The sequence below is a fragment of the Microbacterium sp. NFH-22A-Y genome, assembly GCF_021401375.1.
Taxonomy (GTDB): domain Bacteria; phylum Actinomycetota; class Actinomycetes; order Actinomycetales; family Microbacteriaceae; genus Microbacterium; species Microbacterium hominis.
The window spans coordinates 330913-346341 of the sequence record NZ_JACBGF010000002.1; the positions used below are offsets into that span (position 1 = coordinate 330913).

Genomic DNA, 15429 nt, shown 5'->3' on the forward strand with positions numbered 1-15429 from the left:
AATGAGCATGACCCCCGAACAGGCGGCGTGGTTCCGCGACACCTTCACGCGGCTGGTCGACAACGTCGATCAGGCGCTGCTCGGAAAGCGCGAAGTGGTGGGCCTGGTGCTGTCCGCCATGCTCGCGGAGGGCCACGTGCTGCTGGAGGATGCGCCGGGCACCGGCAAGACGAGCCTCGCGAAGGCCATCGCCGCCTCCGTCCAGGGCACGAGCACCCGCATCCAGTTCACGCCCGACCTGCTGCCCTCCGACGTCACGGGCGTCACGATCTACGACCAGCAGAACCACCGCTTCGAGTTCCACCGCGGCCCGGTGTTCTCCTCGATCGTGCTGGCGGACGAGATCAACCGCGCCTCCCCGAAGACGCAGTCCGCGCTCCTGGAGGTGATGGAGGAGTCCCGGGTGACGGTCGACGGCGTGGCCCACGAGGTCGGCCGCCCGTTCCTGGTCATCGCGACGCAGAACCCCATCGAGCAGTCGGGCACGTACAAGCTGCCGGAGGCGCAGCTGGACCGCTTCATGCTGAAGACCTCCATCGGCTACCCGACGCTCGCCGTCACCGAGCGGATCCTCGCCGGTGCGGTCGACCGCAACCCCTCGGCATCCCTCAGCGCCATCATCACGACGAGCGCCGTCGCCGACATGGCCGACCTCGCCGCGACGGTGCACGTCGACCCGGTCGTCGCCCGCTACGCCGCGCAGCTCGTGGAGCACACGCGCGCATCGGAGTCGACGCGCCTGGGCGTCTCGGTGCGCGGGGCGATCTCGATGATCCGCGTCGCGAAGGTCTACGCCGCCTCGCAGGGCCGCCACTTCGTCGTGCCCGACGACGTGAAGACGCTCGCGGTGCCCGTCTGGGCGCACCGGCTCGTGCTCGATCCCGAAGCGGAGTTCTCCGGCACGAGCGCCGAGAGCGTCGTGCAGCGCGCCGTCGGCGCGGTCGAGGCACCCCTGGCGCGGGCCGCGAGCTGATGTCGTCGGCGCCGGACACCCTGACCCCGTCGCGTCGTGCGCGCCGGCGGGGCGGCGACTCCGGCGTACCCGCGAGTGGGACGCCGACACCCGCGCCGGCATCCGAGGACGTCGCCGGCGACGACGAGGCGCCTCTGGTCGCCCCGCGCGAGGCGACGGCGGCGGAGCGCCGCCGGGAGCGGATCGAGGTGGTGCGGCGGCGCACGACACGTGCGCTGCGCACGGTCGCCGACGTCGTGCAGCCGCTCGGCTGGGTGCTGATCGCGACGGCGGTGCTCGTCTGGTGGCTCGCCTTCGCGTACGGCTGGCGCGAGTTCCTCGTCGTCGCGGGCGTGGTCACGACCACGCTGGTGGTCAGCCTCGGCTTCCTCTTCGGGCGGACCACGTACGAGATCGGGCTGGATCTGACGCGCACCCACGTCGTCGTCGGCGAGCGCGCCGTCGGCGGCCTCATGCTGGCCAACCGCACCTCGCGCACCCTCCTGCCCTCGGAAGTGATCCTGCCCGTCGGCGCCGGCCGGGGCGTTTTCCAGGTGCCGCGGCTCGTTCCCGGCGAGGAGCACGAAGAGGTCTTCGCCATCCCGACCACGGCACGTGGCGTCCTGTCGGTCGGCCCGGTGAGCGTGCGCCGCGGCGATCCGCTGGGGCTGTTCGAGCGTGCCCACGACCGCCGCCAGGCCGTCGACCTCTACGTCCACCCGCGCACGACGACGCTCGACGGCCTCTCGCTCGGGCACCTGCGCGACCTCGAGGGCCTGCCGGTGCAGCACCTGTCCCGCGACGACGTCTCCTTCCACGCGTTGCGGGAATACCAGCCGGGCGACGACCTGCGGCACGTGCACTGGAAGTCGACCGCGCGCGTCGGCGAGGTGATGGTCCGCCAGTACGAGGAGACGCGGCGCTCGCACTTCGTCGTCGGGCTCTCGACCCTTCCCGACGAGTACCGCGAGGCCGAGGAGTTCGAGCTCGCCATCTCGGTCGCCGGCTCGGTGGGGCTGCGCGCCCTGCGCGACTCCCGCATCCTCGACGTCCGCACGCAGCACGGCCCGGTGCGCTCCGTCACGGCGCGGCGCTTCCTCGACGAGCTGTCGATGCTGGGCGCGTCGCGGCCCCGGCTGGGCGGCACGGTCGCCCTCGCCGGCAGCATCGCCGCGCACGCCCCGGATGCCGCGGTCGTCGTGCTCGTGACGGGCGCCCGGATCGACGCCGCCGAGCTGCGTCTGGCCTGCTCCCGTCTGCCGCAGGGCGTGCGCGCCCTCGCCGTCGTCGCGGACGTCCGCGTCGACGCGCCCGCCCTCCAGCGCATCGGAGAGGCCGACGTCGTCACGATCGGGGCCCTCGACCAGCTGCCGCGCGCCGTCCGGAAGGTGCTGTCGTGAGCGCCCGGGCCCGGATGCCGCGTCTGCGCCCGCGTCCCGCGTCGTCGCGGGTGCCGGAGACGCGGGAGCCGCGCCGCGTCGCGCTGGATGTCGTCGCCGCCGCCCTCCTGCTCATCGTGTCGGTCATCGGGTTCGCCCCGACGTTCGATTCGCCGCAGTACCTCGTCGCCGGGATCGGCGGCCTCGCGCTCGGTCTCGCCCTCGCAGTGGTCGGAGCGCGGTGGCGCTGGGGCATCCTGAGCCTCGCGGGCGGCACGGTCGGCGCCTACCTCGTGTTCGGCGGGGCGCTCGCGCTGCCGCACACCGCGCTGCTGGGCGTCGTGCCGACGCTGGACACCCTGCAGCAGCTCGCCCTCGGCGCCGTCACCTCGTGGAAGCAGCTGCTGACCACGGTCCCGCCCGTCGCGGCGGGCGACGGCCACCTCGTCGTGCCGTTCATCCTCACGCTCGTCGGCGCCGTGCTCACGGGCTCCCTCGCGCTGCGGGCCCGTCAGGCGGCCTGGGCGCTGCTGCCGGCGCTCGCCGTGCTCGTCACGACGGTGCTCCTCGGCGTCGCGGAGCCCGCGGCGCCGCTCGTGCAGGGCATCCTCTTCGCCGTCGTGGCGACGGTGTGGCTCGCCCTGCGGCGGGTGTGGGACCACGACCGCGCCGCCGTCCGGGTGGAGTCCGCCGGCGCCTCCGACGCCGCCACGGTGCGCAGCTCCCGCACGCGCCGCCTCGTCGCGGGCGGCATCGTGCTGGCGGTGGCCTCGGCGGCGGGCATCGCGACGGCCGCCGTGGCGACCCCGCCGCGGTACATCCTGCGCGACTTCATCGTTCCGCCGTTCGATGTCACGCAGTACCCCAGTCCGCTGCAGTCGTTCCGCGGCCACGTCCGCGACGACGCCGACAAGACGCTGTTCACCGTCACCGGGCTGCCCGAGGACGGCCGGGTGCGACTGGCGACGATGGATGCGTACGACGGCATCGTGTACAACGTCTCGGATGACGGCGCCGGCTCGTCCAGCGCGTTCACGCCGATCCGCTCGAACATGTCGCCGACCGCGACGGGCACCCCGGCGACCGTGCGCGTGGAGGTCGGCGACCTCGACGGCGTGTGGGTGCCGGATGTCGGTGCCGTCCGCGACTTCGCCTTCGACGGGCCGCGGGCGTCCGAGCTCGCCCGCACGACCCATTTCAACGATGCGACGGGAACCGCGGTCTCCCCGATCGGCCTCGCGAAGGGCGACGCCTACACGATCGAGACGGTCGTGCCCGAGCAGCCCAGCGACGCCGCCTTGGCGGATGTCCCCTTCGCGTCGCTGAAGATGCCGAAGCAGAGCGGCATCCCCGAGAAGATCGCCGACCTCGCGTCGAAGGCGACCGCGAGCGCCGAGACGCCCATCGAGCGGGCGCGGGCCCTCGAGAGCTACCTGCACACGCAGGGCTTCTTCAGCCACGGCCTCGGCGACGAGGTCCTCTCCCTCTCCGGTCATGGCGCCGCCCGCATCACGTCGCTGTTCGGCAGCGAGCAGATGGTCGGCGACGACGAGCAGTACGCGGTCGCCATGGCCCTCATGGCCACGCAGCTCGGCATGCCGGCCCGCGTCGTGATGGGGTGGCACGCCGACGACAAGCACCCGCAGGACGGTCCCACGCTCACCGCGACCGGCGGCAACCTCCACGCCTGGGTCGAGATCGCGTTCCAGGACCACGGTTGGATCGTCTTCGACCCGACGCCGGACGAGGACAACAAGCCGAACGACCAGTCGACCAAGCCGAAGGCGAACCCCAAGCCGCAGGTGCTGCAGCCGCCGCCCCCGGCCCAGGAGCCGGCCGACCTGCCGCCCGCGATCGCGGAGAACCGCGATCAGGAGGAGGACCAGGCGGCCGGGCTCAGCTGGCTCGGGCCGGTGCTGCTCTACGGCGGCATCACCCTCGGGGTGCTCGCGCTGCTGCTGGCCCCCTTCATCGTGATGGGCGTCATCAAGGGCGCCCGGCGGGCGCGTCGGCGCGGGGCGGCGCGGACCGCCGACCGCATCTCCGGCGGCTGGGACGAACTGGTCGACTCCGCCGTCGATCTGCGCGCGCCCGTCGTCGCCGGCGCCACCCGTGCCGAGAGCGCGGACGTGCTCGGTGCCGCCTTCGCCCAGCCGCGCGTGGCCTCGCTCGCGACCCGGGCCGATGTCGATGTCTTCGGACCGGGTGATCCGACGCCCGAGGACGTCGAGACGTTCTGGCGCGAGGTGGACGACATCGTCGGGGAGATGAGGGGTTCCGCCACGCTGTGGCAGCGCCTGCGCGCGCGGCTCAGTCTGCGCTCCCTGCGCCACGGCGGCCCGCCGTGGCAGGCCGTGCGCCGCACCGTGGCCGGTGCCGGCGCGTCCGTGGGCGCCTGGGTGCGGCGCAGCATCCGTCGACACCCCTCTCGTGGAACGGAGTCCTCCGATGAGTGATCCGGCATCGGTCCACCGCCCGGCTCGGCTGGGGCGTCGTGCGGGCGCGTATCTGATCGACGCGGCGATCGGGTTGATCGTCCTGCTGATCGCCGTGGGTGTGTTCGCCGGCATCTCGTTCGGCACGGGCGGCGGGCTGCCGCTGCCGGTCGCCGTGCTGCTGGCGTACGTCGTCGGGCTGGGCTGGTTCGTGGTCTACACGGTCCTGCAGGCGGGGGCGGGCTCGCTGGGCATGCGCGCTCTCGGTCTGCGCCTCGTCCGCGAGGGCGCGTCGGATGCCGCGCCCCTCGGCTTCGGTCGAGCGCTCGGGCGCAACCTCGTCTGGGGCCTGGGCGCCGCGATCGTGGTCGGGTACTTCTCCCCCCTGTTCGACGGGACGCCGTGGCGTCGCGGCTGGCACGACCGTGCCGCGGGAGCGGTGATGACCGACGTCGCCGGCCGCCCGGCCGTGCCCTCCGAGGACGCGTCGGTCGCGCCGACGCCGGCGGCTCCCGTCGGTGCTCTCGCGCCGTCGGTGCTCCCGCCCGCGCCCATCCTCCCGGCCGGCGACGCCGCCGACCTCGACGGCTGGACGCCGGCCGGCCCCGCCGCCCCGGCGCCCGCGTCACCGCTCGCGAGCGGCGTGATCTCCTTCGTCCCCGGCGTCAGCGACCCCTCCCGTCTGGACGAGCCGGCACCCGCCTCGGCGCCGGCGGTGCCGACGGTCGATGCGGCGCCGGTCGGCCCGCCGCCCGCCCGCGACACCGCGGCGGCGCCCGGCCCGCGGACGGCCGACGTCCCGCTCATCGAGAACCTCGACGAGACCCGCATCTCCACGGGCGAGCGGCCGTTCGCGCGCCTCGTCTGGGACGACGGCACCCGCCAGGCCGTGTACGGCCGCACGCTCTTCGGGCGCAATCCCGCCCCCGAGACGGGAGCGATGGTCTCTGCGGTGCGCGATGAGACGCTGTCGCTGTCCAAGACCCATTTCGAGCTCGTCCCCGCCGACGACCGTTCCGTCTGGGTCGTCGACCGGCATTCGACCAACGGCGTCGTGCTGCGCCGCGGGGTCGGCGGCGCGGATGCGCAGCCGTTGGTCCCGGGGGAACGCACGCGCGTGCGCAGCGGCGACGTGCTCGAGTTCGGCGACCGGCAGGTGACGATCGAGGTGGCGTCGTGACCGCGGTGCCCATCGTCGTGCGCGCGGGCGCGGCGACCCACACGGGGCTGCGCCGCCGCGTGAACGAAGACGCGTTCCTCGCGCAGGCGCCGCTGTTCCTGGTCGCCGACGGGATGGGCGGTCACGACGCCGGCGACCGTGCGAGTGCCGCCGTCGTCGCGGAGTTCGCGCACCTGGTCGGCGGGGCGAGCCTGGCGATCGATCAGATGCGCACGGCGCTGCGTCGTGCCCGCGCCCGCGTGGAGGCGATCGCCAGCGACGGCCGCGCCGCCGGCACCACCCTCGCTGGCGTGGTGGTCGCGGAGGTCGGCGGGGTGGGCTACTGGCTCACGGTGAACGTGGGCGACTCCCGCACCTATCGCTTCGCGAACGGCGTCCTGGAGCAGATCAGCGTCGACCACTCGGTGGTCCAGGAGCTCCTCGACGCGGGCGTGCTCAGCGGAGCGGATGCCGCGACCGACAGCCGCCGCAACGAGATCACCCGAGCGATCGGCGCGGGAAGCGACGGCCAGGCGGACTACTGGATGGTCCCCGCCGCGCCGGGCGACCGCATCCTCGTCTGCTCCGACGGGCTGTCGGGGGAGCTGTCCGCCGAGCGGCTGCGCGACATCCTCGCCGACGAGTCCGATCCGGATGCCGCGGCCACCCGCCTCATCCACGAGGCGCTGGTGCACGGCGGGCGCGACAACATCACGGCCGTCGTCGTCGACGCGCTCGCGGTGTCGGGCTACGACGACGTGTACGACACCGCGCCGGCGGGGGCGCGACGCGGCGACGCCGACGGCGATACGCGCCCGCGCGCGGACGCGAGGGGTGACTTCTGATGGTGGGGGATGCGATGACGAGCACACGAGTCGACTACCGGCCGGCCGACGCCGAGGCCGCCTGGTGGGTGGCTGTCGACGACGGCGCCCTGGCGGCGCTGTCGCCCGTCGTGTCGGCGGCGACGGCGGCGACCATCTGGCGCGGCCTCGGCACCGGCGGGATCGGGGCGGTGCTGGAGGCGCTCACCGGCGCGTTCGGCACCTCGCTGGCCGCGATCCCGCCGTTCGCGCTCGCGATCGCCGAGCCCGGCGGTCTGCGCGTCGCGGTGCGCGGTGACGTGGAGATCATCGTCGAGGGCGACGGCGTCGAGGCCGTGTCGGGCACGGGCGTCGCGACGTGGACCGAGCGCTTCCTGCCCGGAGCGGTCCGCGCGACGATCGTGCCGGCCGGGGCCACGACCGCGCCGGCCGCCGACGTGCCGCTGCGTTCCGGCGTCGTGCGCGCCGACCAGATCCGGCTGGAGCTGGGCGCGTCGCCGACCCGGGTCGAGCCGGCGGTCGCCACGGCCGCGGCATCCGCGTCATCCGCGGCATCCGCTGAATCTGCTGCGCCGGCTGTCGGGGCGGCCGAGCCGTCCGATCCTGAGGAGATGTCGGATGCTGAGGAGCCGTCGGCCGCTGCCGCCTCCGCGGCATCCGCCATCTCCTCGATATCTGCCGCCTCCGCGGCACCCGCCATCTCCTCGTCACCCGCCGCCTCCTCGGCATCCGTCATCGACTCGGTGCCGCCGGGACTGTTCGGGGCGCGGTCGGCGACCGCCCCGGCGGCGGCGTCAGAACCCGCCGAGACGGCCGCGCCGGTGGCGGCGACGGCGGCCGAGCCCGCGCCTCCCGCCGAGTCCGAGTCCGAGTCCGATGCGGCACCCGAATCCCCGCCCGAGCCCGGGGTGGCGCCGCGTGCCGACACCTCCGCCGACACGCTGATCCCGGAGGCGACGGCCGCCGAGGACGCCGAGCCCGCACCCGTGGACGAGTACGACCTGCTGTGGGGCGAGACGGTCGCCCGTCCCGTGTCGGCGGCGGCGATCGCCCCCGTCGAAGCGGAGACGGATGCCGCGGATGCCGCCGCCGCACCGGGTGCGGAACCCGGACCCGCCCCGTCGGCCGACCCGGCCGCTCCCGCCGCGGCGCCGCGGCCCGGCGCAGCGGACGGAGCGGACGCACCGGCCACGCCCGATGGGCTCGGCGACCACGACGGCGCGACGATCGCCGTGGCGGACGTGCGGGCGATGCGGGCGGAGCGCATCGCGTTCGAGTCGACGGACAGCGTCCCGGCCCGCCGCCCCGCGCGGGGCCGCATCCGACTGTCGACCGGCCGCGTCGTGGAGCTCGAGCGGCCCGTCGTGATCGGACGTCGCCCGAAGTCCACGCGCACCTCGGGAGCCGAGCTGCCGACCCTCGTGGCCGTCGACAGCCCCGAGCAGGACATCTCGCGCAGTCACGTGGAGATCCGCGCCGAGGGCGAGCACGTCCTCGTCACCGACCTCGACACCACCAACGGCACGGTGCTGCTGCGCGGCGGCAATGAGCCGGTGCGACTGCACCCCAACGAGCCGACCATGGTGGTCACGGGAGACGTCCTCGACCTCGGCGACGAGGTCACCGTGACCTTCGAGGACCTCCCGTGAGCGCCGCGAAGCGTCCTCCGGCACCGCCGCCCGCGCTGCCCGGGTTCACCTACGTCGACGTGCTCGGCTCCGGCGGCTTCGCCGACGTCTACCTCTACGAGCAGCACCTGCCGCGCCGCCGGGTCGCGGTGAAGGTCATGCTCCCCGACCGCATGGCGTCGGGATCGGCGGAGCAGTTCACCGCCGAGGCGAACGTCATGGCGCTGCTGTCGACGCATCCCGCGATCGTCACCATCTACCAGGCGGGCGTCTCGGACGACGGGCGTCCGTACCTCGTGATGGAGTACTGCTCGCGCCCCAATCTGCAGGTGCGCTCGCGGGCCGCGGCCTTCTCGGTCGCCGAGGCGCTGCGGGTCGGCGTGCAGGTCGCCGCCGCCGTCGAGACCGCGCATCGCGCCGGCATCCTGCACCGCGACATCAAGCCGGCGAACATCCTCGTCACCGAGTACAACCGTCCGGCCCTCACCGACTTCGGCATCGCGACGACCGCCGAGTCGGAGGAGTCGTCGGCGGGGATGTCGATCCCGTGGTCGCCGCCCGAGTCGTTCAGCGACGTGCCCGGCTCGGGCGTCGCCACCGACGTCTACGCCCTGGGCGCCACCGTCTACACGCTGCTGGCCGGTCGCTCGCCGTTCGAGCAGCCGGGCGGGCGCAACGGCGGCGCCGATCTCATCCAGCGCATCGAGTCCCAGCCGGTGCCGCGTCTGGAGCGCGCCGACGCCCCGCCGTCGCTCCAGGCCGTGCTCGAACGCGCGATGGCCAAGCGCCCCGGCGACCGCTACGACTCGGCGATCGCGTTCGCGCGGGCCCTCCAGCGCGTGCAGATCGAGCTCGCCCACTCGGTGACCCCGATCGACATCCTCGACGACGCCCCCGAGGACGCCGCCGAGGACGACCTCGACGGCGAGCTCACGCGCGTCCGCGGCATCGTCAGCATCGAGCCGCAGACCCACCCGGCCGCCGGCCCGACGCGTCGGCGCGACCGGACGGACGACACCGCGGCCACCGCGGCCGCCGCGCCCGCCGTCGTCCCGGCGCCGCCCGTTCCCACCGACACCGCCGACCCGACCTTGCTGCGGGGCCCCGTCTCCATCGCGCCGCAGGCGGCGGACCTCGACACCTCGTCCACGATCCGCCGACCCGGCCGGGCCGCGGCGGCCCGCACCGTCGACCCCGCCGTCGCTGCCGCCGCGTCGCCGTCCGTCGCGGATCCCGCCGAGGCGGCCGACGCCGCCGATGCGCCGGCACCGCGCACGCGCCGCGGACTGTGGATCGGTCTCGGCATCGCCGCCGTGGTGGTCGTCGTCGCGGGAGTCGCCGTCGGCGCCAGCCTCGTGGCGCCCGCGGTGCAGCCGCCCGCCGACGACGAGCCGACGACGTCCGCCGCGCCGCAAGACCCGCTGGGCGGGTACGTGCCGCCGGTGGAGGCGCTCGCCGGCACGGTGCAGGGCGGCGACGCCGTGTTCACCTGGACCAATCCCGAGCCGCAGGACGGCGACGGCTATCTCTGGTATCCGTACACGCTCGCCGGCGACGGCGAGACCCGCAAGGTCACCGAGACGAGCGTGACCCTGCCGGTGGATGCCGGCGGCACGACCTGCATCGCGGTGACGCTCGTCCGCAAGGACGGCACCGCGGGCACCGAGACACGGAAGTGCACCCCATGACCGACATCCACGACACCGTTCCCCCCGCGGAGGCCCCCGGGGACGACGTGACGGGGGCGGACATCACCGTCGAGTTCGCCGGCGAGTACGTCACCGTGCCGTCCGGAACGCGGTTCACGATCGGGCGCGAGGGCGACCTCGCCATCGACGACAACCGTTTCCTGCACCGGCACTTCCTCTCGATCGAGCAGTCCGGCGGACTGTGGTGGCTGGTCAACATCGGCTCGCGGCTGTCGGCGACCGTCACCGACACGGAGGGTCGCGTGCAGGCGCAGCTGGCGCCGGGGGCGCGGTTGCCGATCGTGTTCGGCGTAACGACCGTGGTGTTCAGCGCGGGTCCCACGACCTACGAGCTGTCGGTGCACACGGCGCAGCCGGCGTTCCGTGCGACGGTTCCGGAGCGGGTGGCCGACGGCGAGTCGACGATCGGTGCCGTTCCCCTCACGCCCAGCCAGAAGCTCCTCATCCTGTCCCTCGCCGAGCCCGTGCTGCGCCGCGAGGGCACCGGCATGAGCGAGCTGCCCAGCTCCGCCGCGGCGGCCCAGCGCCTGGGCTGGAGCATCACCCGCTTCAACCGCAAGCTCGACAACGTGTGCGACAAGCTCGACCGTCAGGGGGTCCCCGGGCTGCGCGGCGGAGTGACGAGCTCGGCGACCAACCGGCGGGTGCGCCTCGTCGAGCACGCCGTCGCCTCGCGCCTGGTCGTCCGCGACGACCTCGCCCTGCTCGACGATCCCGCGCGCTTCGAGCGCGAGGCCGGCGACGACGCCCCGCGCCGAAAGGAAGACGGATGAAGCTGCGCACGACCCTCGTCCGACCCGGGGGAGAACCCGAGGATCTCGTCATCAACGCCGACGCCGACGCGACCGTCGGCGACCTCGCCCGCACCATCGCCGAGGTCGACCCCCGCGGCGGAGGCGACCCGCGCGAGGACGTCACCCTGGAAGCGTTCGGCACGATCGCGCAGGGACCCGGCGAGGTGCTGGATGCCGCGGCATCCGTCGCCCACGTCCAGCTCGGCGCGGGGTCGGCGATCCGGGTCGTCCCGGCCGGCTACCAGCCGCGACAGCGCGTCGGCGAGGTGGAGATCGTGTCCGGGCCCGGCGCCGGGACGACGATCCCGCTGGAGCGGACGGTCGTGATCATCGGTCGCGACCCGCAGTGCGACATCGTGCTGGACGACCCGCTCGTCTCGAAGCGGCACGCCCGGCTCGAGGTGGGGCAGGGACGGGCCGAGCTCGTCGACCTCAACTCGGCCAACGGCATCCTCGTCGACGGCGCACCGGTCACCTATCTGACCGCCGCCGACGGCGAGATCGACGCCGTCCTGGGCGACACGCGCGTGCGCATCACCGCGGCCGGAGATGCGACCGTCGCGCCCTCGACGTGGCGGCAGGTCCCGTTCGTGCGCTCGCCGCGGGTCGAGGCCCGCTACCTCGGCGAGGAGTTGCCGGGCACCGACCTGCCCGCGCCGCCCGCGCCGCAGATGTTCCCGTGGCTCGCGATGATCGCGCCCGTGATCATGGGTGCGGTGCTGTTCTTCGTGATGAGGAACCCGATGGCGCTCGTGTTCGTGGCGGCATCCCCGCTGCTGATGCTGGGCACGTGGCTGACGACGCGCCTGCAGGGGCGCGCGCAGCTGCAGCGCGACAAGGACCGCTTCGAGCAGCAGCTGACGCGGCTCTCCTCGCGCCTGGAGCAGGAGCGCGAGACCGAGCGTCGCGTCCGCCGCGGCGAGGTGCCCGAGCTCGACCCGATCTGCGCCGACGCGCTCGCCGCCGGTCCGCTCGTCTGGACGCGCCGGCCCGAGCACTGGTCGTTCCTGCACGTGCGTCTGGGCGACGGCATCGCTGCGAGCCGCAACACGGTCGCGGAGTCCACCAAGCGCGATGCGGCGATCCCCTCGTACGTCGACCGTCTCGACGAGGTCGTCGAGGCCTTCCGCGAGGTCGACGACGTGCCGATCCTCGAGTCGCTCGCCGAGGCGGGGGCGATCGGCATCGCGGGGGCCACCGCGCGCGTCGGCGACACCGCCCGCGCGCTCCTGGCACAGACGGCGGGTCTGCACGCACCGTCGGATGTCCACATCGTCGCCTTCGTGGGCCCCGCCACCCGCGCGGCGCTCGCCGACCTGAAGTGGCTGCCGCACACGTGGGCCGCCGAGGACGCCCTGGGCACGGCACCCATCGCCGACAACGCGGCGACCGCCTCGCGGCTGCTCGCGCAGCTCGAGGAGCTCGTCGACACCCGCACGAAGCGGCTGCGGCGGCTGCGGGCCCTCAAGGCGACGGATGCCGCGACCTCCGCCGGCGCCGAGGTGGGCGAGTCCCGCGGGCGCGAGGAGGAGATGCCGCTTCCGGCATATGTCGTCATCATCACGCCCGACGCCCCCGTCGACCGCGGCCGGCTGATCCAGCTCAGCGAGCGGGCCGCCGGCAGCGGCGTCGTCCCGGTGTGGGCCGTCTCGAAGGTGGAGCACCTGCCCGCGGCCTGCCGCACGTGGGTCGAACTGCCCGCCGACGGCGATGCGAGCGCGCACTTCGTGCGCCTGGGCGCCGTCGTCGCGCCGCTGCGCGTCGAGGCTCTCGACGCCGCGCGCTTCGGCGTCGTCGCCCGGGCGCTCGCGCGCATCACCGACATCGGCGACGTCGCCGAGGATGCCGGTGACGTGCCGCGCACGATCCCGCTGCTGCAGCTGTTGGGCCCCGACATGGCGACCAGCGCCGACGCCGTGATCGACCGCTGGACGCAGAACGCGTCGATCCGCGCGACGCGCTCCGGCGCCGGCTACCAGCCGAAGCTGCGCGCCCTCGTGGGCCAGGGGGCGCAGGGAGCGCTCCACCTCGATCTCCGCCAGCAGGGCCCCCACGCCCTCGTCGGCGGGACGACCGGCTCGGGCAAGAGCGAGTTCCTGCAGGCGTGGGTGCTCGGCATGGCCGCCGAGTACAGCCCCGAGCGCGTGACGTTCCTCTTCGTCGATTACAAGGGCGGCTCGGCCTTCGCCGACTGCGTCAACCTGCCGCACTGCGTGGGTCTCGTCACCGACCTGAGTCCGCACCTGGTCCGCCGCGCCCTGACGAGCCTGCGCGCCGAGCTGCACCACCGCGAGCACCTCTTCAACCGCAAGAAGGCCAAGGACCTCCTCGAGCTCGAGAAGGCCGCCGACCCCGATGCGCCGCCCGCCCTCGTGCTCGTGATCGACGAGTTCGCCGCCCTCGCCAAAGAGGTGCCCGAGTTCGTGGACGGTGTCGTCGACATCGCCCAGCGTGGGCGCTCCCTCGGCATCCACCTCATCATGGCGACGCAGCGTCCGGCCGGTGTCATCAAGGACAACCTGCGGGCCAACACGAACCTCCGCGTGGCCCTCCGCATGGCCGACGAGACCGACTCGGACGACGTCATCGGCTCGAAGGAGGCCGCGCTGTTCGACCCGGGCATCCCCGGGCGCGGCATCGCGAAGACCGGACCGGGCCGCATGAGCCTCTTCCAGTCGGCCTACTCCGGCGGCTGGAGCCTGCGCGCCGAGCCCGAGCCGGCGGTGGAGGTCCGCCCGTTCCTGCTCGGCGAGGCGCCCCTGTGGGAGAAGCCCGCGGTCTCCGAGGCCCCCGCCGAGACCGAGGATCTGGGCCCGAACGACCAGCAGCTCCTGGTCGCCCGCTTCGGCGACGCGGCCCAGCTGGCCCGCATCGCTCCGCCGCGCCGCCCGTGGCTCGACGAGCTCGCGCGGACGTTCGACCAGACCAAGCTGCACCAGCGCACCGACGCGCGGCTGGTGCTCGGTGTCGTCGACGTGCCCGAGCGCCAGGACCAGGTGCCGTTCTTCTTCGAACCCGACACCGAGGGCCACCTCGCCGTCTTCGGCACCGGTGGCTCCGGCAAGTCGGTGGCGCTGCGCACGCTCGCCGTCTCGGCCGGGATCACGCCGCGCGGCGGTCCCGTGCACGTGTACGGGCTGGATGCCGCCACCGGCGGACTGCGCATGCTGGAGTCGCTGCCGCACGTCGGCGCGGTGATCTCGGGCGACGACACCGAGCGCATCGAGCGGCTGTTCGGGATGCTGCGGGCCGAGCTCGACCGCCGCGGCGACGCGTACGCGGCGTCCGGCGCGTCGACCCTCACCGAGTACCGCACGCTCGCCGGCCGCGGCGACGAGCCGCGCATCCTGCTGCTCGTCGACGGCTTCCCCGCCTTCCGCTCCGCCTTCGAGGGCGTGCCCGGTCGCGCGGAGTCCTACCGCGCGTTCCAGCAGGTGCTCACCGACGGTCGTGGCCTCGGCATCCACGTGGCCCTCACGGCCGACCGCGGGCAGAGCGTGCCCACCTCGCTGCAGGCCATGATCCAGCGCCGCATCGTGCTGCGCATGGCGGATGAGGACGGCTACGCGCTGCTCGGGATGCCGCGCGACATCCTCGGGCCCGACGCGGCGCCGGGGCGGGCGATCGTCGACGACCACGAAGCGCAGATCGCCGTGATCGGCGGCGCCGCGAGCACGAAGGACCAGTCGCTGGCGATCGATCGCATGGCCGAGGCGATGATCCGCCGCGGCACGACGCCCGCCCCCGGCATCCGCGCGCTTCCCGTCGAGTACGCGATCGACGAGCTGCCGCCGACGGCGGGCACGGGGGTCGCCATCGGCCTGTCCGACCTCGATCTCGGCCCCTACGGCATCGAGCCGGCGGGCACGTTCATCGTGGCGGGCTCGCCCGGTGCCGGACGCTCCAACGCCGCCGCCGCCATCGTCCGCCAGACCCTGCGCGCACGGCCCGACACGGCCGCCTTCTACATCGGCGATCGCCGTTCCCCGGTGCAGGATGCCGTCGCGTGGACGGCCACCGCCGAATCCGCCTCGGCGGCGATGGCGGTGCTCGGTGCCGTCGACGAGGCCGCCGACCGCACCGCGGAGGGCGGCGCCGTGCCGATCGTCGTGCTCGAGGGCATCGGCGAGTTCGCCACCTCTCTCATCGAGATGAACCTCTCCACCCTCGTGAAGCGCGCGGGCCGCGGCGAGGTCTTCTTCGTCGTCGTCGGCGAGATGAGCGAGTGGACGACGAACTTCGGCCTGCTCGGCGAGATCAAGGCGGCGCGCCGCGGCGTGGTGCTCCAGCCGGAGACCATCGACGGCGAGGTCGTGCTCAAGACCCCGTTCCCGCGCCTCGTCCGCGGCGAGCTGCCCGTCGGGCGCGGCATCCTCGCCCACCGCGGCAAGACGGTGCGCATCCAGTTCCCGATCGCGACCGCGGCGGCCGAGCTGGCGGCGACGGGAGCCGTCTCGTGACGGGGCGCGCGAACGTCGCCCGCACGGAGCGCTCATGGGGAGTTCTGCCCATGGTCACGGGCGGCACCGCCGCCTATCGTCGAAACAAC

At 74.2% G+C, this 15429-nt stretch carries 9 protein-coding genes; all 9 read left to right on the forward strand.

All coding sequences use genetic code 11. The features are described from left to right. Position 1 precedes the first annotated feature (1 nt). From L0965_RS07505 to L0965_RS07545, 9 genes are read left to right on the forward strand one after another with little or no spacing between them, the layout of a single operon-like run. Positions 2-973 carry a MoxR family ATPase gene (locus L0965_RS07505; protein WP_060961084.1) on the forward strand — a complete coding sequence of 324 codons (972 nt, stop codon included), beginning with the start codon at positions 2-4 and terminating at the stop codon, positions 971-973. Further along, positions 973-2352, forward strand: a complete 1380-nt coding sequence (locus L0965_RS07510; RefSeq protein WP_101307010.1) for a DUF58 domain-containing protein — start codon at positions 973-975, stop codon at positions 2350-2352. Before L0965_RS07505 ends, L0965_RS07510 begins: the two co-directional genes overlap by 1 nt. Further along, the gene (locus L0965_RS07515) at positions 2349-4787 is read left to right on the forward strand and encodes a transglutaminase family protein (RefSeq protein WP_101307009.1); all 2439 of its coding nucleotides are present in this window, start codon (positions 2349-2351) and stop codon (positions 4785-4787) included. The genes L0965_RS07510 and L0965_RS07515 overlap by 4 nt, the downstream gene beginning before the upstream one ends. Next, positions 4780-5946, forward strand: a complete 1167-nt coding sequence (locus tag L0965_RS07520) for an RDD family protein (RefSeq protein WP_101307008.1) — start codon at positions 4780-4782, stop codon at positions 5944-5946. Before L0965_RS07515 ends, L0965_RS07520 begins: the two co-directional genes overlap by 8 nt. After that, a complete protein-coding gene (locus tag L0965_RS07525) occupies positions 5943-6770 on the forward strand; it encodes a PP2C family serine/threonine-protein phosphatase (RefSeq protein ID WP_061781920.1) in 828 nt (275 codons plus the stop codon). The genes L0965_RS07520 and L0965_RS07525 overlap by 4 nt, the downstream gene beginning before the upstream one ends. Positions 6771-6784: 14 nt before the next feature. Beyond that, complete coding sequence (locus L0965_RS07530; RefSeq protein WP_232783943.1) at positions 6785-8398, forward strand: FHA domain-containing protein; 1614 nt, start codon at positions 6785-6787, stop codon at positions 8396-8398. Further along, positions 8395-10065: a serine/threonine-protein kinase gene (locus L0965_RS07535; RefSeq protein ID WP_101307007.1), complete on the forward strand. Its 1671-nt coding sequence runs from the start codon at positions 8395-8397 to the stop codon at positions 10063-10065. Before L0965_RS07530 ends, L0965_RS07535 begins: the two co-directional genes overlap by 4 nt. Continuing rightward, complete coding sequence (locus L0965_RS07540; protein ID WP_101307006.1) at positions 10062-10859, forward strand: hypothetical protein; 798 nt, start codon at positions 10062-10064, stop codon at positions 10857-10859. Before L0965_RS07535 ends, L0965_RS07540 begins: the two co-directional genes overlap by 4 nt. Then, entirely contained in the window at positions 10856-15340 is a 4485-nt protein-coding gene (locus tag L0965_RS07545) for an FtsK/SpoIIIE domain-containing protein (protein WP_234057971.1), read from the forward strand. The genes L0965_RS07540 and L0965_RS07545 overlap by 4 nt, the downstream gene beginning before the upstream one ends. The last annotated feature ends 89 nt before the right edge of the window (positions 15341-15429 follow it).

What these genes read in the sequence shown, in the direction of transcription:
- L0965_RS07505 (WP_060961084.1), top strand. Translation starts at nt 2, where the DNA reads ATGAGCATGACCCCCGAACAGGCGGCGTGGTTCCGCGACACCTTCACG.
- L0965_RS07530 (WP_232783943.1), top strand. Translation starts at nt 6,785, where the DNA reads ATGACGAGCACACGAGTCGACTACCGGCCGGCCGACGCCGAGGCCGCC.
- L0965_RS07520 (WP_101307008.1), top strand. Translation starts at nt 4,780, where the DNA reads ATGAGTGATCCGGCATCGGTCCACCGCCCGGCTCGGCTGGGGCGTCGT.
- L0965_RS07545 (WP_234057971.1), top strand. Translation starts at nt 10,856, where the DNA reads ATGAAGCTGCGCACGACCCTCGTCCGACCCGGGGGAGAACCCGAGGAT.
- L0965_RS07510 (WP_101307010.1), top strand. Translation starts at nt 973, where the DNA reads ATGTCGTCGGCGCCGGACACCCTGACCCCGTCGCGTCGTGCGCGCCGG.
- L0965_RS07540 (WP_101307006.1), top strand. Translation starts at nt 10,062, where the DNA reads ATGACCGACATCCACGACACCGTTCCCCCCGCGGAGGCCCCCGGGGAC.